Raw genomic sequence first — 21,967 nt, forward strand, 5'->3', positions numbered from 1 at the left:
TTGTTTGACGGCCACGGTGGACCAGTGCGTTACCGGTATCAATCCGAAAACATGCGATCGTTCCCAAAGCGGTCCGATAACGTCGTTGACAACGCTGTCTGTTTTGACGATCGAAGCGGAAACGCGCGCAACCGGCATGAGGGGGCGCGGCTTAGGAGAGTGATGCGATGACCCCGGCCAAGACGTTCCTGCTGAGCACCGTGCTGGCCGCGCTGGGTGCCGCATCCGCCGCACCGGCACAGACCGTGCCGGCCCCGGCCCCCGCCGCGACGGTCCACCCCGAGCTTTGGCCGCGTGCCAACTGGCCGTACAAGACCGACGCGAAGATTGAGGCGCGGATCGCCGATCTGCTCAAGCGGATGACGGTCGAGGAAAAGGTCGGTCAGGTCATCCAGGGTGATATTGCCAGCCTGACCCCCGCCGACGTCAAGCGCTATCACCTGGGTTCGGTGCTGAACGGCGGCAATTCCGCGCCGAACAACGACGAGTTCGCGCCTGCCTCCGAATGGCTAAAGCTCGCCGATCGTTTCTACGAGGCGTCGGTCGACAAGTCCGACGGCGGCGTTGGCATTCCCGTGATCTGGGGCACCGATGCGGTCCATGGCCACAGCAACATCGTCGGCGCGACGCTGTTCCCGCACAACGTCGGGTTGGGCGCGATGCGCGACCCGGCGCTGATGCGGCGGATCGCGCAGGCGACGGCGGCGGAAATCCGCGCGACCGGCATCGAATGGACCTTCGCCCCCACGATCACCGTGCCGCAGGACATTCGCTGGGGCCGCGCCTATGAAGGCTATTCGTCCGACCCGAAGCTGGTGGCGAGCTATGTTACCCAGTTCATCGAGGGGTTGCAGGGTGCGCCCGGATCGACCGATCAGTTGAAGGGGCCGTATGTGCTGGCGTCGACCAAGCACTTCCTCGCCGACGGCGGCACCTTCGGCGGGCAGGATCAGGGCGATGCCAGGATCCCCGAAACGACGCTGCGCGACATTCACGGCACGCCCTATGTCTCGGCGATCAACGCCGGGGTGCAGACGGTCATGGCCAGCTTCTCGAGCTGGAACGGCGAGAAGATCACCGGCCACAAGGGGCTGATGACCGACGTGCTGAAGAAGCGGATGGGCTTCGGCGGGTTCATCGTCAGCGATTGGAACGCGCATGGCCAGGTGGCGGGCTGCACCAACGCGAGTTGCCCGCGCGCGATCAACGCCGGGCTCGACATGTATATGGCGCCCGATAGCTGGAAGCCGATGTGGGAAAGCCTCGTCGCCCAGGTGAAGGCGGGCGAGGTGCCGATGAGCCGCCTCGACGACGCGGTCGCCAACATCCTGCGCGTCAAGCTACGCGCCGGGCTGTTCGACGTCGGCAAGCCGTCGACCCGGATGCTGTCGGGCGATTACGCCCAGCTCGGCAGCCCCGAACACCGCGCGATCGCGCGCGAGGCGGTGGCCAAGTCGCTGGTGCTGCTCAAGAACAACGGCTCGTTGCTGCCGCTGAAACCCGGTGCGCGGGTGCTGGTGGCGGGTGACGGTGCCGACGACGTCGCGCGCCAGTCGGGCGGCTGGACGCTGACGTGGCAGGGGACCGGCATCGATCCCAAATATTTCCCCGGCGCGACCTCACTTTACAAGGGCATCGACGGCGCGGTGAAGGCAGCGGGCGGCAGCGCCACCCTGTCGCCCGCCGGCACCTTCACCGGGGCGAAGCCCGACGTGGCGATCGTGGTGTTCGGCGAGACGCAATACGCCGAGTTCCAGGGCGACATCAAAACGCTGCAACTGCGCCCCGAACAGCGTGGCCCCATCGAGACGATGAAGAAGCTAAAGGCGCAAGGGATACCGGTCGTCGCGGTGATGCTGACCGGGCGTCCGCTGTTCGTGAACCCGGCGATCAACGCCGCCGACGCCTTCGTCGTCGCATGGCTCCCCGGATCGGAAGGGGCGGGCGTGTCCGACGTGCTGTTCCGCCAGAAGAACGGGCAGGTGCGGCGCGACTTCACCGGCAAGCTGTCGTTCGCATGGCCGGCGACGGCTGATGCGACCGGGCCGACGCTGTTCCCGCTCGGCTATGGCCTGTCGGGTGCCGCCCGGTCGAGCGTGCCGGTGCTGTCCGAGGACCCGCGCGTGACCGAAACCGATTCGGGCGGCGTATTCATGGACAAGGGCCTGCCCGCGACGTCGTGGTCGCTGTCGGTCGGCGGTGCTGGCACCGGCGGCAACACGCGCATCACCACCGTGCCGGCGCAGTCGGGCGGCGGCCGGGTGAAGGTCAGCGCGACCGACCACGGCGTGCAGGAAGGCGCGCGGCGCTTCGAGATCGACGGCAGTGGCCCGGCCGAGATCGAACTGCGCACCCAGTCGCCGGTCGACCTGACGCGCCAGACCAATGGCGACGTGATGCTGCTGGCGACGATGCGGGTCGATGCCGCGCCGGCCCAGCCGGTGAAGCTCGGCATCCGTACCGGGGCGGGCGGCAACGACGTGTCGCTCGGCAAGCTGGAGCTGCTGCCGGTCGGCGAATGGAAGACGATCGGCGTGCCGCTGAAATGCTTCGCCGGCAACGTCAACATGGCCACCGTCGACGCGCCGTTCGTGCTGAGCACCACCGGGCGGATGACGGTCAGCATCGCGCGCGTCGCGCTCGGCATGTCGCCCGACGTGAAGCTGCCCTGCGCGAAGTAGTCGGGCAACCGAACCTCCAGCCGTCACCCCGGACTTGTTCCGGGGTCCACGGTTCGGCAAACGATGCCGATCATGGCGCATCCGCCGGCGTGCGCGGATGGGTGGACCCCGGAACAGGTCCGGGGTGACGATGGGGCAGATGGCGATGATCGGACGGAAAGGTACGATGGGCGGCAAGGTCGGCGCGGTGTTTGTGATGCTCGCGCTGGCGGTTCCGGCCGCCGCGCAGACCCCGCCGGTGGCCGCTCCCGCCGTGCCGGTGCCACCGCGCGTGTCGGTATCGGGCGGCATCGTCGAGGGGCAGGTGCTGCCCGACCGCACCGTGTTCCGCGGCATTCCCTTCGCCGCACCGCCGCTGGCCGCCAATCGCTGGCGCGAGCCGCAGCCGGTGGTCGAATGGACCGGCATCCGCACCACGACCCAGGCGGCACCCGCCTGCCTCCAGAACGACTATGGCTGGAACCACCGCGACCATGTCTATGCCAGCGAGGATTGCCTGACGCTCGACGTCGGCAGCCCGGCGATGACCGGCAAGGCGCCGGTGGTGGTGTGGATCCACGGCGGCAGCAACCGCGCGGGATCGGCCGAGGGCATGGTGCTGTCGTCGATGGTCGCGCGCGGGGTGGTGGTCGTGGCCATCCAGTATCGCCTCGGCATCCTCGGCTTTCTACCGCACCGCGATCTGGCGGCTGAAGCGCAGGGGAGTAGCGGCAATTACGGACTGATGGACCAGATCGCCGCGCTGCGCTGGGTCCGCGACAATATCGCCAAGTTCGGCGGCGATTCCGACAACGTCACCATCGCGGGCGAGAGCGCGGGATCGCAGGACGTGTCGCTGCTGCTGGCGTCGCCCTTGGCGCGCGGGCTGTTCGCCAAGGCGGCGATGGAATCGGGCACGCCGGGGTTCGGCCTGCCGTGGCGGCCGCTCAAGGAAGCGTTCCGCATCGGCGACCAGCTCGACGGGCTGATGGGGACGCAGGGGACGGCGGCGCTGCGCCGCGCCTCGGCGCAGTCGCTGCTGGCGGCCGATCTGAAGCTGCACGACGCGAAGCTGACCGCCGACGATTATCTCTATCTGCGCACCACGATCGACGGCGCGGTGCTGCCCGACAGCCCCGACAAGCTGTTCGTCACCGCGCCGCGCCGGCCGGTGATTATCGGCAGCAACCTCATCGAACTCGACCTGCCCGGTGGCCGCGCCGCGCGTGACGGCTTCGTCGACCTGTCGTTCGGCGCCAATGCCGATGCCGCGCGCAGCTACTATCGGCTCGATTCGGCCGATCCGGCCCCGCTCGCGCGGCTCGGCACCCGCGATCAGCAGATCGCGACCGACGCGACCTTCCGCTGTCCGGCGGGAACGCTGGCGAACCTGCTCGCCACGCGCGGCTGGCCGGTGTGGCGCTATGAGTTCGATCTGGCGGGCGACGGCGGCACCGGGCCGACCACCCATGCCGCCGAGATCGGCTATATCTTTCACGATCGCCGCGCCGGGCCGGTGTATCTGCAGGATTATTGGGTGGCCTTTGCCAAGACTGGCGATCCGTCGGGCGAAGGGCTGACGCCATGGCCGCGCATGGCGCGTGGCAAGCCGGCCAACATGCTGTTCGACGCAAAGGGCGCGACCCCGCGCGACGGCGACATTCGTGGTGACATCTGCCGGCTGACCAGCGCACTGTAAGGCGGATCGATCTTCAAAGCGGCGTTCGACTCCTCCCCTCCCTGATAAGGGAGGGGTCGGGGGTGGGTTGGCCGGTTGTGGAGCGGTTGGCTTTCCTCGCAGGCCGACCCACCCCCAGCCCTTCCCTTGTCATGGAGGGGAGCAGTTCCGGCGGAAGGTCGATCCGGCCGAAGCTGAACGAACTCGCCCGCGCCGCGACAATTCGACACAGTTTTCATGCGGTTGCGACAAATCGCTGCGACAAGGGTTTCCTATCTTCGCTTCACAGCAAGAGGAGGAACCCCATGAAGAAAATCGCACTTCTGATCGCCGGTCTCGGCATCGCCACCACCGCGCTCCCCGCCGCCGCGCAGGGCTGGCAGTCGGTCAACCAGCGCCAAGCGCAGATCGAGCGCCGGATCGACCAGGGCATCCGCAGCGGCGCGCTCAGCCGGCGCGAGGCGGTGAACCTGCGCGGCGAGTTCCGCCAGATCGCGCAGCTCGAACAGCGCTATCGCCGCTCGAACGGCCTTTCGCAGATGGAGCGCCGCGATCTCGACCGCCGCTTCGACGTGCTGTCGCGCAAGGTGCGGATCGACCGCAACGATCGCAACAACCGTCCGGGCTATCGGCGCTAAGCCACCATCCCCGCCGCATAGGCACCGATGATCCCCGCATCGGTGCCGAGCGCGCCCGGCACGACGATCGGCGTCGTCGCCGGGCGCAGCATATTGGCCCGCACCGCCGTATCGAGCCGGGCGATCAGCGCCGGCGCACGCGACAGGCCGCCGCCGACCGGCACGATCGTCGCGGCGATCGTGTTGAGCAGCATCGCCAGCGGACCGCCGAGCAGCGCCGCCCAAGCGTCGACCGTCGCCAGCGCGGCACCATCGCCGGCATCGGCTCCTGCGGTGATCGCGAGGCTGGTGGCGTCGATCCCGTGGAGGAAGCGGTGGAGCCGCTCGATCCCGCGCGCGCCGCCGATGGTGTCGAGGCATCCCGCCAACCCGCAGCCACAAGGGAACACCGGCACCATGCCCGGATGGCCCGGCACCGGATGCAGCACCGCGCCATGGCCCCATTCGCCGCCGATCCCGCCGCCGCCTGACACGATCCGCTCGTCCTGCACCAATCCGCCGCCGACGCCGGTGCCGAGGATGATGCCGAACACGCGGGCCTGCCCTCGCGCGACGCCGGCGGTCGCTTCGGCCAGCACGAACGCATCGGCATCGTTGATCGCGCGCACCGCGACGCCCAGCGCCGCCGACAGGTCGCGCGCCAGCGGCCGGCCGTGGATCGCGGGTACGTTCACGGCGGTGATCGTGCCGTCCGCCGGATCGACCAGCCCGGCGGTGGCGATCGCGACATCGGCGCAAGGATGCGCGGCCAGTCCTTGCGCGAACGCCGCCACCAACCCCGGCCAGTCGCGCGGGGTGGGCACCGACCAGCGGTGGCGGATCACGGCGCCTGCTTCCACCACCGCCAGATCGATCGACGTGCCGCCGATGTCGGCGCAGAGCCGCGTGGCTATTGCCCCAGCCATGCGGTGCGGAACGCGCGCTGCGCCGGGGTCAACGTCTGGCCGATCGTCTCGCCGCGCACGATCTCCAGCGTCGGATCGGCGGCGGGGGTGAGCGTCGCGGTGATCTCCTGTCCGCCGCGCCGGCGATAGCGGATCGGCACGGCGGCACCGGGGCGCAGCGTCGCCAGCGCGGTGGTCCATCCGGCGACGTCGCCGATCGTCGTCGTGCCGAGCGCCACGATGGTATCGCCGCGATCGACTCCTGCGGCATAGAGCGGTGTGTTCGGCGCGGGCGACTGGGCGAGCGTTACCCCGCCGTTCTCGGCGGTGGCGGCACTCCGCCCGATCCAGCCCGGCGTGCCCGATACGGGACGCAGCACCAGCCCGGCCTGCGCCAGCAGCGGCGCGAAGTCGGGCAGCGCGCTCCCCCGGATCGTCTGGGCGAAGAACCGGTCGGCGAACGCCGTGTTGCCGGTCAGCGTGGCGAGCGCCACCCGCAGATCGTTGGGGCGATACGGCCGTTCGGGCGCGCCGTGCGTCCGCCACAACAGCCGCATGTAATCGTCGAGCGACTTGCCCGGAAAGCGCTGGCGCAGTTCGAGATCGAGCGCGAGGCCGATGACCGCGCCATAGGGGTAGTAGGACACGAAGATCGTCGGATCGACCGGATCGATCGCGCGCGCCGAATCGACGAACGGCGCGCGCAGGCTCATCTCCTGCGGCGAGGCGTTGATCCGCGCGGGCAGCCGCGCCGGGCTGGTGACGATGCCGCTCAGCGTCGGCCCCAACTGGTCGAGATAGTCGTCGACGCTCATCACCCCCGCGCGGCGGATCGCCAGCGGCCCGTAATATTGGGTGAACCCCTCCGCCAGCCACAGCGACGGCGTCGGGTTCGCACGGGTGAAATCGAACGGTTCGAGTTCGGCGGGGCGGATACGCTCGACGTTCCAGCTATGGAAGAATTCATGGCTCAGCGTGCCGATCTGTTCGTCGTCCGCCGCCGCCAGCGAGCGCACGTCGGTGATGATCGTCGAGTTGCGATGCTCCATCCCGTCGCCGGTGGCCCACGGCAGATAATCGGCGATGAAGGTATAGGTGCCGAAGTCATAGGGCGCGGGCGCACCGAAAGTGGCGATGTGGGCGCGCACGACCCGTTTCGCCTTTTCGGTATAGCGGTCCATGTCCGCCGCGCTGCCCAGATGATGGAGCGCCAGGCGGTAGGTCTGCCCGCCCTCGCGCCATTCGCGCACCATATGGTCGGACAGCTCGGTCGGGCTGTCCATCAGATATTGGAGGTTGGGCGCCCAGAAGGTGTCGCTCCGCCCCGCGACCGGGGGCAGTTGCGTCGCGACCCTCCATTTGGGGTCGGGCGCGGCGAAGCGCACGCGGATCGGCTGCGCATCATAGCCGCTCGCCCACATCAGCGTCGCGGGCATGTTGAGATGCGCGTGGCTCGGGTCGATCTGCGCATAGGTGCCGTCGCCGTGATCGGCATAAAGGGTGTAGGTGACGGTGACGGTGCCGTCATGGCCCGCGACGCTCCAGCCATAGGGGTCGTTGCGGGTCAGCGGCAGCGGCCGGCCGGCCCCGTCGACCGCACGCACGTCCGACACGTTCTTGGCGAATTCGTGGATCGCGTAGCGGCCGGGCGACGATCGCGCCATCTGCACGCGCAACGGCCCGGCGGGGACATTGGTCCAGGTCGCGGTGATCCGCGCGCGGTGGTGCGCGGCATCGGGAAAGGCGACCTCGTAACGCACGCGGGCGGCATCGCCCGGATCGCGCGCGATGGATTGCGCGGCGGCGGGCAGGGCGATGCTGCTGGCCAGCAGCAGGGCAAGGATCGAACGGCGCATGACAGGTGAACTCCCCCGGACGGACCGCCCGCTTCTATCGTCCGCGTCGTGGCCTCGACAAGCCGGCGTGTGGGATGGCGGCGTTCATCGTTTGCAAGCCAGCTCTTAACCTTTTTGCGCCACGGTGCGCCCATGTCCCGCCCGGTTCCGCTGTCCGCGTCCGCTTCCTCCGGCAATCTGCTGCACGACACCGTGCGGCGGTGCCGTCGTCACCTGTGGGCGGCGGCGCTGTTCTCGGGGTTGGTCAACATCCTCTATCTTGTGCCGTCGATCTTCATGCTCCAGGTCTATGACCGGGTCGTGCCGACACGCGGCGAGACGACGCTGCTGCTGCTGACGCTGATCCTCGCGGTATCGCTGGTCGTGTTCGCGGTGCTCGACGCGGTGCGGATGCGGCTGCTGCTGCGCGCATCAATGCGGTTGGAGCGGCGCGCGGCACCCGGCATCCTGCTGCGCATCATGGGCAGCGACGTGGGGACGGGCAGCCAGCGGATGCAGGCGCTGCGCGATTTCGACACGCTGCGCGGCACGATGACCGGGCCGATTATGGTCGCGCTGTTCGACGCGCCATGGGCGCCGATCTACATCCTGATCTCGTTCCTGCTGCATCCGTGGATCGGCGTGCTGGCGCTGGCCAGCTCGATCGTCCTCGCCACGCTGGCATGGGCCAGCGACCGCGCGACTGCCACCGCGATGCGCGACGCCAATGCCCGCGCGGTGCTGGCCAATCGCGAACAGGATTTCTCGATCCACATGGCGGAGGTCGCGCGGGTGCTCGGCATGCGCAATGCGCTCGTCACCCGCCACCTGCTCGAACGCGCCGATCTGGTGCGACGGCAGGCGGGGATCGCGGCGATGCAGTCGCGCTTTCTGGGGATCACCAAGTTCCTGCGGCTGCTGCTGCAATCGCTCGCGCTGGCGCTGGGCGCGCTGCTCGCCATCCGGCAGGATATTTCGGGCGGGGCGATCTTCGCCGCCTCGCTGCTGCTCGGTCGGGCATTGCAGCCGGTCGAACAGATATTGGGCGCGCTGAAACCGCTGGCCAGCGCGCGACAGGCATGGGCGAACCTCACCGCCTTTTGCGATCTGCCCGAACCCGGCACCACCGCCACCACGCTGCCCGCCCCCGAGGGACGGATCGACGTGCGCGCCCTGACAGTGCGCGCGCCGAACAGCGACCGTGAAATCCTGTCCGACCTGACCTTCTCGATCCAGCCGGGTGAGATCGTCGCGCTGGTCGGTCCCAGTGGTGCTGGCAAGTCGACGCTGCTGCGCGCACTGGCGGGCGCGCTGTCGCCCGAAAGCGGCGAGGTGCGGATCGACGGCGCGGCGCTGGCCGACTGGAACCGCGAACAACTCGGCCGGCATCTGGGCTATATGCCGCAGTCGCCGTCGCTGTTCCCGACGACGGTCCATGCCAATATCTCGCGGTTTCAGGCGGTGCTGGCCGGCGACGGTCCCGAAATCGACGAGCGCGTGGTTGCCGCCGCGACCCGCGCGGGCGCGCATCACCTGATCCTCGGGCTGCCGCAAGGCTATGGCACGATGCTGTCGATGGGCGACGGTGCCGGGCTGTCGGCGGGGCAGGGGCAGGCGGTGGCGCTGGCCCGCGCGCTGTACGGCGAACCGGCGATCCTGTTCCTAGACGAACCTAATGCGCACCTTGATAGCGAAGGGGAGGCGCGGTTGGTCCAGACGCTCGAATCGCTGCGCACGCGCGGCGCGACCGTCGTCGTCTCGACCCACCGCACCGGACTGTTGCAGGCGGTCGACAAGATCTTGTTGCTCAAGGACGGGCGTATCCAGTTGTTCGACGATCGCGACCGGGTGATCCGTGGTCCTGCCACGCCGCAAAGCGTTGCCCCGCCGCCCGCCGCCGCCGGGGGAGCGCGCTGATGGACGGCACGATCATCCCCGCCGACCGCCGGCAGGACGCGGTCCATGCCCGGATCGCGCAGGACCTCGCGCTCGACGATTCGCCGCGCCATGCGGTGCGGATCGGCATCGTCATCGCCGTGCTGTTCTTTGTCGTCGGCCTCGGCTGGGCGGCGTTCGCGCGGCTGGACGCGGCGGCGGCGGGCGAGGGGCAGATCGTCGTCGCCGGCAACCGCCAGACGGTGCAGCACCGCGACGGCGGCATCGTCCGCGCGATGGCCGTGCGTGACGGCCAGCATGTCCGCGCCGGCGAACTGCTCTTCCGCCTCGAAGGGGCCGAGGTCGCCGCGACCGAACGCGCGCTGGCGGCCAGCGTCATCGACCTGCAGGCGCAGCGCGCCCGGCTGGAGGCCGATGTGCGCGGGACCGCGATCCAATGGCCCGCCGAATTCGCCCGCGCGACCGGCGACGACCTGCGGCTGGTCGAACGCGCCAAGTCGTTGCAACTCGCGCAGGCCGCCGCCCGCGCCTCGGCGCTCGCTGCCAATGGCGCGGTGCTGCAACAACAGGCGGCGGGCGTCGCGCAGCAATCGACCGGGTTCGCCGCGCAGGCGCGCGCCACCGAACGCCAGCGCCAGTCGCTCCAGCAACAGCTCGACAGCACGAAGCGGCTGGCCGATCAGGGCTATGTCTCGCGCAATACGGTGCGCGCGATCGAACGGTCGATCCAGCAACTTGACGGGGCCGATGGCGACTATGCCTCGCGCGTCGCGGCGGCGCGCGAACAGATCGGCCAGGCGCGTGCCGAACAGGTGCAGACGCGGCGGCGCTATGTCGAGGATTCGGCCGGGCTGCTGCGCGATACCCAGTTCCAGTTGAACGAGGCGCTGCCCAAATGGGCGGCGGCGCGCGAGCAACTGGCGCGCACCGAAATCCGCGCGCCGGTCAGCGGGCGGGTCGTCGGCCTGCGGGTGTTCTCGGTCGGCGGCGTCATCCAGGCGGGGCAGCCGATCCTCGACATCGTGCCCGATGCCGCGCCGCTCGTCATCCGCGCCACATTCCTGCCGACCGATATTGACGGGGTGGTGCCGGGGCGTGAGGCGGAGGTGAAGTTCCTGTCGCTGCACGAACGCGATCTGCCGATCCTGCTCGGCACCGTCGCCACCGTATCGGCCGACGCGCTGCGCGACGAGGCAAGCGGCCGCAGCTATTTCAGTGCCGAAATCACTGTGCCGCGCAGCCAGATCGCCGAGATCGAGGCGGTGCGTGGGCGTGACACCGGCATCCGCCCCGGCGTGCCGGTGCAGGTAACGGTGAAACTGCGTGCCCGCACCGCGCTGCAATATATGCTTGATCCGCTCACCGAAGCTTTTTCACGGTCGCTCCATGAACGGTAATCTCCGCACCCTTCCGCTCGTCGCGCTCTTCGTCCTCGCCACCCCGGCGCAGGCGCAGGACTCGCTGGTTCAAGCGATCGCCGACGCCTATCGCACCAACCCGACGCTCGATGCCCAGCGCGCCGAACTGCGCAGCCTCGACGAGACGATCGTACAGGCGGGCGCGCCGTACCGGCCCAGCGTCGGGCTGAACATGGCGCTCCAATATCGCTCCGCCGACCAGCGCAACCTGCTCGACGATTTCGTCACCAACCGCAGCCGCACGATGGCCGCGACCTTGAGCGCGCAACAGATATTGCTGAACGGCGGGCGCACCGCCGCGCAGGTATCGGTCGCCGAGGCACGGGTGCTGGCCGCGCGCGAACGGCTGCGGCAGGTGGAAAACGCGATCCTGTTCGAAGTCGTCGATTCCTATGTCTCGGTCCGGCGCGACAGCGATCTGGTGGCGATCCAGCGCCGCTCGCTCGACAGCTATGGCCGGCAGGTCGCGCAGGCGATCGCGCGCGAACGCGGCGGCGACCTGACCCGCACCGACATCGCGCAGGCGCGTGCGCAGGCCGAGATCATCCGCGCGCAACTGGCGCAGAGCGAGGCGAATCTTCAGGTCAGCCGCGCGCGCTTCGCCACGGTGGTCGGGCGGACGCCGGGCACGCTCGCCGAACCGCCGGTGCTGACCGGGCTGCCGCTCTCGCTCGACGCCGCCTTCGCCATCGCCCAGCGCGAAAGCCCGGCGATCGGCGAGGCGTTGCTGGCCGCGCGCGCCGGCGACGCGCGGGTCGTCGCCGAACGCGCCGAACGCGCGCCGGTCGTGGCGCTGTCGGGCGGCTATGGCTATGGCACGGCGGGCAGTTTCCAGACGCGCGATCTGGGCGCGCAGGCCAGCGGCGGGGTGACGCTCACCATGCCGCTGATCGCCGGCGGCGTCATCGGATCGCGCATCCGCGCGGCGCAGGCGGATCGCGAACGGCTGGGTTTCGAGATCGAAAGCGCCCGGCGACAGGCGCTGGCACAGACGCAGGATGCGTGGAACCAGTCGATCGCCGCGACGACCGCCGCCGAATCGGGTCGGATCGCGAGCGGCGCGGCGCAGGAAGCGCTGACCGGCGTCCAGCGCGGTTTCGCCGAGGGGTTCCGCTCGAATTTCGAGGTGCTCGATTCGGAACAGCGGCTGCTGAACGCGCAACTGGTGCTGACGAATGCGACCTATTCGGCCTATTCGGCGCAGGCGCGGTTGCTCGCAACGCTCGGCCGGTTGCAGGCGGCGGCGCTGGGGCAGGGGGTGCCGACCTATGACGCCACCGCCAACACGCGCGAGGCGCGGCGGGCGGTGATCGGCCCGCTCGACCCGGTGCTGGCGGCGATCGACCGCGCGCAGATGCCCGGCAGCGCCTTCGTGCCCCAACCGCCTCTGCCGGTCGCGACCGACCCGGTCCTGCGTCCCGCCACCGCACCGCCGCCGCAAGGGCCGCTCGGCACCGCGCTGCCGCTGCTGCCCAATCCGGTGATCGCCGACCTCAACGACAGCGGCGTGACCGGATAGCAAAACTCGTTGCCGCTCCGGGGCTTCCCCCGCTAGGCGGCGGCCCCATGACCTTCTTCAAACCGTTGCTGCCCGGCGCGACCCTGCTCCACCGGCTGATCGCCTGTGTCGGTGCCGGGATCGGCATCGCGCTGACGATGGTGGTGTGCGCCGGGCTCCCTGCGCTTGGCTCCGATCTGCCGATCATCGTCGCGCCGCTGGGGGCCTCCGCCGTGCTGGTGTTCGCGGTGCCGGCCAGCCCGCTGGCGCAGCCATGGCCGGTGCTCGGCGGCAATATCCTCTCGACATTGGTCGGGGTGGCGGCGTTCGACCTGATCCCCAACGTCGAGGTCGCGGCCGGGGTCGCGGTCGGGGCGGCGATCGCGCTGATGTCGCTGCTGCGCTGCCTGCATCCCCCCGGCGGCGCGGCGGCGCTGACCGCCGTGATCGGCAGCGCAGGCGTGCATGACGCGGGCTATGCCTTCGCCTTCGCACCGGTCGGCATCAATTCGATTGCGCTCGTCAGCCTCGCGATGGTCTGGCACCACGCGACGCTGCGCAGCTATCCGCACCGCGCCATGCCTGCCCCGCTGCCGGTCACGCTTGCCCCCGCCGACATCGACGCGGCGCTGGCCGACATGCACGAAAGCTTCGACATCGCCCGCGAGGACCTCGACGCGCTGCTCGCCCATGCCGAACGCCATGCGGCCGGGCGGCGGCGTTAGCGCCCGGCCAGTTCCGCATAGAGATCGCGGTATGCGCCGATGATCGTCGGGTGGTCGTAATCGCGCAGCACCCGCCGCCGCATCGCCTCACCCATTTCCCAGCGGACGGTCGGTTCGCCGGCGATCGCGCAGATGCCCGCCGCCGTCGCCTGCGGATTGACCAGCGGAGTGACGATTCCGCCATGCCCCGGATCATGGGCTCCGCGCCCCTCGATCATCTCGCGGCAACTGCCGACATCGGGCGCGACCACCGGGATGCCGCACGCCCCCCCTTCGAGGATGACGAGCGGCTGCGCTTCGGACAGGCTGGTCAGCACCAGCAGGTCGATGCGGTTCATCCACTCCTCGATCCGCACGCGCCCGGCGAAGGTCAGCACGTCGCCCAGTTTCAGGTCGGCCACGAGGCGCGTGCATTCGGCGGCATATTCGGGGTCCTCGTCCTCCGGCCCCAGCACCACGAAGCGCAGATGCGGCTTGTCGGCGTGCGCGATGGCGCAGGCGCGGATGAAGGTCTTGATGTCCTTGATCGGCACCACCCGGCCGAGCAGCGCCACCAGCGGGTGATCGGGATCGCGCGCATCGGCCAGATGCGCGAAGCGGCGCGCGTCGATACCATTGGGGATCACCCGCACCCGGTCCGCCGCCGCCCCCAGCCGCCGCTGCACCGCGTTGTTCTCACCGTACAGCGCGACGATCGGATCGCAGGCGTCGTAGCAGGCGGTGGCATAGCTGGTGAAGGCACGCACCCACAGGTCGCGCAGATCGCGCACGGTGCGGTCCATCTCGAGTCCCGTGTCGACCTGATCGCCGATCCATTCGGCCATCATCACCTCGATCTGGCGTTCGAGCAGATAGATGCCATGTTCGGTGATGAACGATGGCCGCCCCGTCACCCGCGCCGCGCGCGCCGCCAGCAGCCCGGCAAAGCCGGTCGAGATGGTGTGATAGGCCTGCGCCCGGGGCAGCGGCGCGGTCAGCACCGCCAGCAATCCCCCGAGCAGCACGCGCATCGCCCAGAAATAATGGTGGAACGACGCCTTCGGCAGCAACGCTTGATAATGACGCTTCAACCGGGCGAAGGTGGCGGGATGCGCCAGAATATCGCCGGGGGTCAGCCGCCGCGTGCCCTCGTCGAGCAGGTCGATCAGCTTGCCGAGCGTCGCCGCCCCGCCCACCGCGACGAATTCGATCAGCGCGTCGGCGATTGCTGTCGCATGGGCACGCGGCAGGCCGCGCGGCATCGCGGTTTCGGGGGCGAGGCCGATCTCGACGACCTGCACGACATTGGGCGGCGGGGTCAGTTGAAAGGGCAGGGGGGCCGCCGATGGCTTGATCGCCACGATCGCGAAGCGGATGTCGGGCAGGTTGGCGATCAGGTCCTGCAACCATCCCGACACCCCGCCCACGACATAGGGGTAGGCCCCCTCGACGATCAGGCAGATGTCGACCTCGCGCCCGTCACGCATGTCGTCGCTCATGCCGCCGCGCTGTCCCGCCACCATGCGCTCGCCTGCGCCATGCGCTCGCCGCCGACCGGCCGGTCGGCGGCCGCGACCAGCGCGTCGATCGCGGCATAGTCGCCCGCCGCCCACAGCGCCTCGATCCGCACCGCGTCCGCGTCGTCGTCGTCGTCCAGCAAGGCCAGCGCATCGTCGCGCAGATGCCCGCGCTGCGAATCGGACAGCAGCACATTGGCGCGGGCATGATCGGCCAGCAGCGCGATCAGCGTCGCGCGGGTTTCCCCGTTCGCCGCATCGGCCTCCAGTGCCGCGCGGCCGACCGCCAGATTCTGCACCACCCGTGCCGATGCGGCGGCGGCCAGCGCGCGGATCGTCTGGTCGCTGTCGGTCAGCGCCAGCGCGATCAGCGGCGAGAGCGCCGGCTGGAACGATCGCACCACCGTCTCCAGCGCGCGGCGGCGCTCGGCGACATGGCCGTGGCGCATCACCGTCACCAGCGAATGGAGCGTGTCGGCCTCGGCATGGAGCACCCGCCCGTCGAGCATCCGCGCGACCGCGAGGCTTGCCCCGCGCTGCCCCGGCCGGGCGCGTGCCGCCAGTTCGGGCAGCGGCAACGGCGGACGCTCGATTCGCGGCAGATGGACGACGATCCAGCCGACCAGCAGCAACGCCGCCGGCCCGAAGATGCCGGCCATGGCGGACGCGAAATCGACCCGCCGCCCCTCGCGCAGCCACAAGGCATAGCCGACCGCGACCAGCAGCGCATGTGCCGCCAGCACCACTGCGCCGCCGCCGACCACGCCGAACGCGATGACGCCAAGGTCGATCGCCGCCGCCACCGGCAACGCCCATCTCACGCGACGCGCCCCGACGGCTGGATCATCGTGGCGTTGCCCCGTTCGCGCACGGTGATGAGCGGGGTCAGCCAGCCGCCGATCTCGGCCATCTCCGCCAGCGCATGGGCGTTGAGTGCGGCGAACGGCAGGGCGTGGATCACCAGACAGCCGGCGATCCGCCCGCTTTCCACCTGCGCCAGCGGAATGGCGACGACGCCGATCCCCGCCAGCGCAGCCCGGTCGGCGCGCCGGCCGACATGGATCGGCCCCTGCCGCCGCCGCGCCAGCGTCGCCAGCGCGTCGGGCAGCACCTCGGGCCGGGTCATCGCGCTGGCCCCGCGCAGCCATGCGCGCGCCTCGGTCCCGGCGAAGCGGTAGCAGGTGAAATCCTCGCTGCGCGCCGCCATCGCGATCAGCGCGGCCAATGCGGCACGCCGCTCGGCCGGATCGCCCGAACCCAGCCGGCTTGCGGTGGCGACGACATGGCCGAGCGTGCGCGGGTCGGTCGCCACCTCGACCTGCAGTGTGCGGTTGGTGCGGGCGAGGCGGTGGAACGCGTCGGTCAACCGCGCGACGTTGCGCCGCGCGACGCTGGCCCGCCGTTCGAGCAGATGGTAGCGCGCGGTGCGCAGCATCGTCACCTCGCCCACCGCCACCGCCGCCACGAACCACAACAGCGGCGGCAGCGACAGGTGGAACAGATGGTCGAGATAATCGCGCTCCGCCGCGCCCGGCGCGGCATGGAGCAGCCACAGCGCCGAAGCGATCGCCGCCGCCGCCAATGCGGGCATCGTGCCATAGGCCAGCGCCATGACCAGCACCGGCAGCCACAGCGGATTGGGCTGCACCTTCGCGAAGGCCCCGCCGGTGCCGAGCAGCCGGTCGAGCAGGATCAGCGCGCCAAAGCCCACCACCAGTTCGGCGGCGATCCGGCCGATGCGTTTCCGGGTCGCGGTCATCGTCCGTTCCCCAGCCCGCGGCTGACCTGCGCGCGCGCGAACACCTGTTCGCCGGGAAAGCCCGGCCGCGCGATCGAGGTGATGCCGCCGCTCGCCTCGATCCGCCACGCGGTCGCGACCGGCAGGTTGAGGCCCAAGCTGGCATTGGGGCCGTTGCCGCCGAAGCGATCGACCGTCCACCCGGCAAGGCCGGTCAGTTGCGCCTCGCCGAACGCGCCGCTCAGCAACCCCTGCACCGTATGATTTTCGCGGTTCACCAGATCGACGATCGCGCTGCCGTCGCCGTACCGGCGCAGCCGCTGGACATATTCGCCTTCCAGCCGATAGGTGAGGCCGAACGCGATGCCGCCGCGCCGCACGATATAGTCTAGCCCGCCGGCCAGCGTCAGCGTGTCGCTCGCCCCGCCCATGCCGGCGAGGCCATAGCGATTGGCCCCGACGTCCACTTGCCCGACCAGCCCCGGTGCGATGCGATAGCCACCACCGGCGGTGATCCGCGACAGATGCCCGCCGCCGATCGCTTGTTCGACCGTCGAATAATCGGGCTGGTGCAGCAGCAGCGCGGCGCGCCACTGCGCCTCGGCGGAGCCGGCGGTCACGCGCACGCCGCCGCCGGTCACGCCGCTGTCGATCGCGCCGGCCAGCACCGCCTGCACCCGCGTCGCGTCGCCCACCCGCGCGGTCGCCGCCAGATCGACGATCGGGTCGACGTAACTTTCGCGCCGCGTGCCCGTATCGACCCGACTGGCGACCGCGCGGACCCCGCCGCCCAGCGTCAGCGTGTCGTCGACCGCCACATCCGCCCGCGCCGCGCTCTCGACCTGCGACAGGTCGCCACCGCTGCGCAGCGTCGCGCCAACGCTGGCGGCACCGGGCGCGAACGCCTGTGCGCGGCGCGCGGTACGGTCGGTCGCGCCGATCTTGCGATACGCCTTGGCCGCGCCGCGCAGGTCGCCATCGGCGTTGCGCGCGTCGGCGACGATCCGGCCGATGCGCGGATCGTCGGGATAGGCGTGCGCCAGGGCCTCGGCGGCGCGGCGTCCCTGTCCCGGATAGCCGGCGGCGACATCCGCCTCGATCGCCAGCAGCCGCGTGTCGAGTTCGACCGGCTGGTCGGGCGCGTCGACGACGATGTCATCAGCATGCGCGGCAAAGGCGACCGCAATCGCCGATCCGCTGGCGCTCCACGTCATGTCCCACCCGGCGGCGGGACGCAGGACGAGGCTGTCGTCGTTCCAGCGCAGGTCGCCGATCGCATTGCCGGCGGCGGCGCGAAACGCATCGATCGCCGCGTCGTCGATCGGCTGGTCGGACCGCACGACCAGTTCGCCATCCCGCGCCTCGGCGGCGATCGCGGTGCCCGGCCGCCACACCAGCCGTGCGCCGTCGCCGACGACGCGGGCGTCGCTCAGCACGGCGGGGGGCACGCGCAGCATCGGTGCCTGCGCGGCGAGAAGGGCGAGGAAGATCATTGTGCCAGCACCATTCGCGCACGCCCCGGCTGCCCCTGCGCGATCAGCAGCCGGGCATGAAGATTGGCCAGCGTCCGGTCGGCGGGATCGGCGTCCCGCAGTGCTTCGACCATCGCCACCGCCTCGCGCCCGCGTCCCAGCCGGTCGAGCAGTTCGGCGCGGGCCCGCCCCGCCTCGGGCGTCGCGGCCAGCGCACGTTCCAGCCACGGCCGCGCCGCGCCTGCGCCGTTCGCCTTGGCCTGCGCATCGGCCATCAGCCGGATCGCGGCGACATCGTTCGGATGGTCGCCTAGATGGTCGCGCAACAACGCGATCGTCCGTGCGGCATCGCCACCGTTCCACGCACTCCACGCCAGATCGATCCGGTCGCGGGGGAAGGCGATTCCCGCCACGATCCGCGCACGCGCCAGCGCCGCCGCCTGCGCCGGATCGACGCGGCGCGGGGTCGCTGCACTCGCCGCGCGCAACTGATCGATCGACAGCGCCCGCCCGTCGAGCAGCCGCGCCAGCACGCCCCGCGCGCCCGCGCCATCGCCCGCCGCATTGGCCAGCGTCAGCCGGGTCAGCAACGTCTCGTTCCGGTCGGCCAGCGGATGGCGGCCAAGGAACGCCAGCGCCTCGGCAGGACGGTCGCGCTCGGCATAAGCGGCCAGCCATTGCCGCTGTTCGTCGGCGTCGCCGCTCAGCGTGCGCTGCCGCAACCACGCCAGATCGCGCGCGTCGGGCCGGGGTCCCAGCAGATACAGCAGCCGCCGGGCCGCCGCGCGATCGGTCCCGCCGGTCGCCGACGCGCGCATCAGCAGCGCGGTCGCATCGTCGCGCGCGCCGAGCGCCAGCAGCCGTTCGGCGAGCATCGGCAGATCGGCCCCGCTCGCCCCGGCACGCGCCATCACCTGCGCGCGCAACCCCGCCTTGTCGCCGGCTTGGGCGAGGATCGCCTCGCGCGCCGCCTCGACCTGCGCGGGCGGCAGCATCCCCGCCGCCGCCAGCGCGCCCGCCCGGTCGCCACGCGCCTGCGCCACCCGGATCGCGGTCCACGGGTCCTTCGCGCGCCAGTCGCTGCCGACCCGGTCGAGCACCGCGATCAGGTCGTAGCGTTTCCGCTGCTCCAGCCGCTGGACGAGGTCGAGCGTCAGCGCCGCATCGGGCCGGGGAATCGCCCCGGCCTGCGCCGCGCGTACTAGCAGGTCGGGCCGGTCGAGGCCGTACGCCGCCGCGACGATCGCCGGGGCGGGCACCTCGCCGCGTCCCTCGACCGTCCGCGCCAGCAGCGCCGCCGCCTCGTCCTTCCGCCCGGTCTTCGCCAGCAGGTCCATCCTCAGCGGCCAGCTCGCCGCGCTCGCCCCGTCGGGCCGCGCCGCCAGATAGGCGAGCGCCACAGCCCCGCGCCCGGCGGCGGCAAGGTCATAGGCGACCTGCAGCGTCGTCACCTTCTCGCCCGCGTCGATCAGCCGCTGGGTCAGCGCCGCCAGCGTCGCGGCATCGGCGGTCGCGATCTGCGCGGCGATCGCCGGCAGCGGCGGCGGACGGTCGAGCGGGATCACCGGCGTGGGCCGCGCCGGCGGCGGCACCGCGACCGACACGACGATCGGCGGCCTTGCGCGCCGTTCGACATGCAGCACCTCCAGCGGTCCGGGCAGCAGCAGCGCGGCGGCGGCAAGGATCGCCAGCCCCGCGACCACCGGCACGCCGATCGCCAGCCACCGGTCGGGTGCCGCCCTCATCTACCCGGCTCCGGCCACAACCGGTCGAGCGCCAGCGTCGAGACATAGGGGAGGAACCCTGCCGCCCGTTCGCGGGCATAGAGCGCGGCGACGGCGGTCGGATCGGCGGGGTCCCAGTAATCGAGCGTATGCAGCGCCAGCCGGGGATTGATCGCGGCGGCACGCCGGAGCCGGTCGGCCTGCCACTGCCAGTCGCTCTCCGACAGGGTTTCATACGCCTTGGTCGTGAAGTTCCACCGCGTCGCCATCGCCTCGCCCAGCACATGGTCGATGCTCGGCGCGACCGAATCGAGCAGGGCATAGCCCCGGTTCAGCATGATGCGAATCGCGGGAAACCGCGCGCGCACGGCGGCGATCAGCGCGGCCCCTGCCTGCACCATGGCCTTGTTCCTGATCGGGTCCTGCCGTTCCATTGCCTCGGCGTTATCCATCGTATCGATGAAGATTCCGTCATAGCCCTTGGCCAATATCGCGGGCACGATCGTATCGATCACCGCGTTCGTCCACGCCGGATGGCGCAGGTCGACGAAGCGCGCGTCGGGCCAGTGCGGGTTGGGCTTGCCGAGTGCGCCGGCCTTGTCCAGCGCGGCGAAATAGGGGCGCTGCCGCTCGACCTCGCCGAAGCTGACATAGCCGAGCAGCTTCGACCCCGGCCCGCGCAGCGGCGCGATCGGCCGGGCGTGATGCGGCTCCAGGACGAGCAGGCCATAGCCCTGCGCCACGGCGGGCACGCTCGCCGCGCCGTAATCGACCGCCCAGCGCAGCGTCGCGGGCGGACTGCCTTCGGCGCGACGGCGCAGCGCCACGGTCAGCGCCATGGCGCCCGCGCCCAGCGTCATCAGCCGCCGCCGTCCGATCATCGTCACAACCAACGCCCTCCGTGCCCGACGACCGCGGGATTGTTACCGACGAACAACAGGTACGTCAGGTTCACGCTCGCCTCCGCGACCAGCGCGATGCCGACCGACGCCCCGACCACCGCGCCCGCCATATAGCCCCAGCCGAACGCCGCGAACCCCGCATCGAACTGCGCCCAGGTAGCGATCGCGCTGCCGATCGCAAAGGCGGTCCATGTCGCCAGGATGCGCCCGAACAGGTCGTAATAGGCGAGCACCACCGTGGTCGCGATCGCGATCAGGTGGAACACGACCCCCGCCGAAGTCTGGCGAAATGCGAAGATCGCGCGCATGTCCGCGCCGATCAGGTCGAACAGCGGCACCGCCAGCACCCATGCCAGCGCCGCGACCAGCAACTGCACCAGCACCAGCAGGCGGATACCGTCGATCATCGTGCGCACCACGTCGCCGCGCGCTTCCTCGATCCGCTCCATCGTCGACGTGCCGGTGCAGCGCGCCAGCATGCTGCCGAACGCCCGGTCAAACCGCGTTTCGGTGACGATCAGCAGCAGCGTGAGCCCCGGCACGATCGTCAGCAGGCCGAGGAAACTGCCCTCGTCGTTGATCGGATTGAGCCGCAACAGCCCCAGCGCCCAACCACTTTCAGGACCGAACCACAGGATCCATTTGTCGATCCAGATCGCCGCGACCCCGGCGACCCCGGCCAGCGCGATGATCGTCGCCAGCCGTCGTGGCATCGCTTGCGGCGAGGGCAGCACCGGATCGCCCGCGAAATGGCGGCGCAACAGCAACAGGATCGCGCCCAGTGTCGTGCCGATCCCCAGCGTCACCACCGCCAGCACGCTCGTCAGCCCGGCATGCGGCACGAGCAGCAGGACCCCGGTCGACAGCGATATGCCGAGCAGATAGGCGGCGGGCACCGCGCGGAACCGGTTGAGCGTCGTCAGCATCGGTGCCGCGATCCAGATCTGCGTCAGCCACGCCAGCGTCACCGCCGACAACAGCGCCGGCCACAGCGACAATTCCGCGAGCAGCGCGAACAGGATGATGCCCACCACCAGCCCGATCGTACCCCCCGCCGCCAGCGCGACCAGCAGGATACCGGGAATCGCCGCCGCGTCGCGCGCGAAGATGCGGTCGGCGACCAGCCGGGTCGCGACGAGGCCGATCGGGGCGGCGGCCAGCGCCGACAGGCTGAACGCATAGATCAGCACCGTCTGCACGACATGCGCGGCCTCACCGGAGAGGTGATGCGCCGCCCAGCGTTCGAGCAGGATCATCGCGCCCGCGGTGATGAGCCACGGTCCCGAACTGATGATCGCGCCATGCACGGCGGCGCCGGCGATCCCGCCGACCCCGCCTTCGCGCGCCACCCGCGCCAGTTGAAACCCGATACCCGCCATGACCGTCCTCTACCCCGGCCATAG

The 21,967-nt window shown here is 70.7% G+C and carries 16 protein-coding genes; 7 read left to right on the forward strand and 9 right to left on the reverse strand.

The genetic code is table 11. The annotated features are described in order from the left end of the window. The first annotated feature begins 167 nt into the window (after positions 1-167). The 3 genes from ASE78_RS17635 (at position 168) to ASE78_RS17645 (ending at position 4,976) form a co-directional block, all read left to right on the forward strand. A complete protein-coding gene (locus ASE78_RS17635) occupies positions 168-2,681 on the forward strand; it encodes a glycoside hydrolase family 3 protein (RefSeq protein WP_082467306.1) in 2,514 nt (837 codons plus the stop codon). A 145-nt stretch (positions 2,682-2,826) separates the two neighbouring features. Continuing rightward, on the forward strand, positions 2,827-4,359 hold the full coding sequence (locus ASE78_RS17640) for a carboxylesterase/lipase family protein (protein WP_162236514.1): 1,533 nt from the start codon (positions 2,827-2,829) through the stop codon (positions 4,357-4,359). Between the two features lie 284 nt (positions 4,360-4,643). Continuing rightward, a complete protein-coding gene (locus ASE78_RS17645) occupies positions 4,644-4,976 on the forward strand; it encodes a hypothetical protein (protein WP_055758270.1) in 333 nt (110 codons plus the stop codon). Here ASE78_RS17645 and ASE78_RS17650 read toward each other — a convergent pair. Together ASE78_RS17650 and ASE78_RS17655 are read right to left on the reverse strand one after the other, a co-directional pair. Continuing rightward, positions 4,973-5,881 (reverse strand): ROK family protein, encoded by a 909-nt coding sequence (locus ASE78_RS17650; RefSeq protein ID WP_056498951.1) that lies wholly within the window; start codon positions 5,879-5,881, stop codon positions 4,973-4,975. The two genes, ASE78_RS17645 and ASE78_RS17650, sit on opposite strands and share 4 nt — an antisense overlap. After that, positions 5,866-7,716, reverse strand: a complete 1,851-nt coding sequence (locus ASE78_RS17655; protein WP_056498954.1) for a M61 family metallopeptidase — start codon at positions 7,714-7,716, stop codon at positions 5,866-5,868. Before ASE78_RS17655 ends, ASE78_RS17650 begins: the two co-directional genes overlap by 16 nt. A 132-nt stretch (positions 7,717-7,848) precedes the next feature. Here ASE78_RS17655 and ASE78_RS17660 point away from each other — a divergent pair, with 132 nt between their 5' ends. The 4 genes from ASE78_RS17660 to ASE78_RS17675 are packed head-to-tail and all read left to right on the forward strand — an operon-like array spanning position 7,849 to position 13,232. After that, entirely contained in the window at positions 7,849-9,612 is a 1,764-nt protein-coding gene (locus tag ASE78_RS17660) for a type I secretion system permease/ATPase (RefSeq protein ID WP_082467308.1), read from the forward strand. Beyond that, on the forward strand, positions 9,612-10,988 hold the full coding sequence (locus tag ASE78_RS17665; RefSeq protein ID WP_056498956.1) for an HlyD family type I secretion periplasmic adaptor subunit: 1,377 nt from the start codon (positions 9,612-9,614) through the stop codon (positions 10,986-10,988). Before ASE78_RS17660 ends, ASE78_RS17665 begins: the two co-directional genes overlap by 1 nt. Beyond that, positions 10,978-12,528 carry a TolC family outer membrane protein gene (locus ASE78_RS17670; RefSeq protein WP_056498958.1) on the forward strand — a complete coding sequence of 517 codons (1,551 nt, stop codon included), beginning with the start codon at positions 10,978-10,980 and terminating at the stop codon, positions 12,526-12,528. Before ASE78_RS17665 ends, ASE78_RS17670 begins: the two co-directional genes overlap by 11 nt. 47 nt (positions 12,529-12,575) lie before the next feature. After that, positions 12,576-13,232 (forward strand): HPP family protein, encoded by a 657-nt coding sequence (locus tag ASE78_RS17675; protein WP_056498961.1) that lies wholly within the window; start codon positions 12,576-12,578, stop codon positions 13,230-13,232. Here ASE78_RS17675 and pelF read toward each other — a convergent pair. The 7 genes from pelF to pelG are packed head-to-tail and all read right to left on the reverse strand — an operon-like array spanning position 13,229 to position 21,943. Continuing rightward, positions 13,229-14,734 (reverse strand): GT4 family glycosyltransferase PelF, encoded by a 1,506-nt coding sequence (pelF, locus tag ASE78_RS17680; protein ID WP_235515138.1) that lies wholly within the window; start codon positions 14,732-14,734, stop codon positions 13,229-13,231. The genes ASE78_RS17675 and pelF overlap by 4 nt on opposite strands. Beyond that, entirely contained in the window at positions 14,707-15,549 is an 843-nt protein-coding gene (locus ASE78_RS17685) for a hypothetical protein (RefSeq protein ID WP_056498963.1), read from the reverse strand. The genes pelF and ASE78_RS17685 overlap by 28 nt, the downstream gene beginning before the upstream one ends. Beyond that, on the reverse strand, positions 15,546-16,487 hold the full coding sequence (locus ASE78_RS17690; RefSeq protein ID WP_056498966.1) for a hypothetical protein: 942 nt from the start codon (positions 16,485-16,487) through the stop codon (positions 15,546-15,548). Before ASE78_RS17690 ends, ASE78_RS17685 begins: the two co-directional genes overlap by 4 nt. Beyond that, positions 16,484-17,959, reverse strand: coding sequence for a hypothetical protein (locus ASE78_RS17695; RefSeq protein WP_056498969.1), 1,476 nt, complete (start codon positions 17,957-17,959; stop codon positions 16,484-16,486). The genes ASE78_RS17690 and ASE78_RS17695 overlap by 4 nt, the downstream gene beginning before the upstream one ends. Next, a complete protein-coding gene (locus ASE78_RS17700; RefSeq protein WP_056498972.1) occupies positions 17,956-19,683 on the reverse strand; it encodes a hypothetical protein in 1,728 nt (575 codons plus the stop codon). The genes ASE78_RS17695 and ASE78_RS17700 overlap by 4 nt, the downstream gene beginning before the upstream one ends. Next, complete coding sequence (locus ASE78_RS17705; RefSeq protein WP_056498975.1) at positions 19,680-20,543, reverse strand: endo alpha-1,4 polygalactosaminidase; 864 nt, start codon at positions 20,541-20,543, stop codon at positions 19,680-19,682. The genes ASE78_RS17700 and ASE78_RS17705 overlap by 4 nt, the downstream gene beginning before the upstream one ends. A 2-nt stretch (positions 20,544-20,545) precedes the next feature. Beyond that, entirely contained in the window at positions 20,546-21,943 is a 1,398-nt protein-coding gene (gene pelG / locus ASE78_RS17710; protein WP_056498978.1) for an exopolysaccharide Pel transporter PelG, read from the reverse strand. Positions 21,944-21,967: the final 24 nt, after the last annotated feature.

It is taken from the genome of Sphingomonas sp. Leaf25, assembly GCF_001421635.1.
Lineage (GTDB): Bacteria > Pseudomonadota > Alphaproteobacteria > Sphingomonadales > Sphingomonadaceae > Sphingomonas.

What these genes read in the sequence shown, in the direction of transcription:
- ASE78_RS17645 (WP_055758270.1), top strand. Translation starts at nt 4,644, where the DNA reads ATGAAGAAAATCGCACTTCTGATCGCCGGTCTCGGCATCGCCACCACC.
- ASE78_RS17675 (WP_056498961.1), top strand. Translation starts at nt 12,576, where the DNA reads ATGACCTTCTTCAAACCGTTGCTGCCCGGCGCGACCCTGCTCCACCGG.
- ASE78_RS17695 (WP_056498969.1), bottom strand. Translation starts at nt 17,959, where the DNA reads ATGATCTTCCTCGCCCTTCTCGCCGCGCAGGCACCGATGCTGCGCGTG.
- pelG (WP_056498978.1), bottom strand. Translation starts at nt 21,943, where the DNA reads ATGGCGGGTATCGGGTTTCAACTGGCGCGGGTGGCGCGCGAAGGCGGG.
- ASE78_RS17640 (WP_162236514.1), top strand. Translation starts at nt 2,827, where the DNA reads ATGATCGGACGGAAAGGTACGATGGGCGGCAAGGTCGGCGCGGTGTTT.
- ASE78_RS17660 (WP_082467308.1), top strand. Translation starts at nt 7,849, where the DNA reads ATGTCCCGCCCGGTTCCGCTGTCCGCGTCCGCTTCCTCCGGCAATCTG.
- ASE78_RS17705 (WP_056498975.1), bottom strand. Translation starts at nt 20,543, where the DNA reads ATGATCGGACGGCGGCGGCTGATGACGCTGGGCGCGGGCGCCATGGCG.
- ASE78_RS17700 (WP_056498972.1), bottom strand. Translation starts at nt 19,683, where the DNA reads ATGAGGGCGGCACCCGACCGGTGGCTGGCGATCGGCGTGCCGGTGGTC.
- ASE78_RS17665 (WP_056498956.1), top strand. Translation starts at nt 9,612, where the DNA reads ATGGACGGCACGATCATCCCCGCCGACCGCCGGCAGGACGCGGTCCAT.
- ASE78_RS17670 (WP_056498958.1), top strand. Translation starts at nt 10,978, where the DNA reads ATGAACGGTAATCTCCGCACCCTTCCGCTCGTCGCGCTCTTCGTCCTC.
- ASE78_RS17650 (WP_056498951.1), bottom strand. Translation starts at nt 5,881, where the DNA reads ATGGCTGGGGCAATAGCCACGCGGCTCTGCGCCGACATCGGCGGCACG.
- ASE78_RS17635 (WP_082467306.1), top strand. Translation starts at nt 168, where the DNA reads ATGACCCCGGCCAAGACGTTCCTGCTGAGCACCGTGCTGGCCGCGCTG.
- pelF (WP_235515138.1), bottom strand. Translation starts at nt 14,734, where the DNA reads ATGGTGGCGGGACAGCGCGGCGGCATGAGCGACGACATGCGTGACGGG.
- ASE78_RS17690 (WP_056498966.1), bottom strand. Translation starts at nt 16,487, where the DNA reads ATGACCGCGACCCGGAAACGCATCGGCCGGATCGCCGCCGAACTGGTG.
- ASE78_RS17655 (WP_056498954.1), bottom strand. Translation starts at nt 7,716, where the DNA reads ATGCGCCGTTCGATCCTTGCCCTGCTGCTGGCCAGCAGCATCGCCCTG.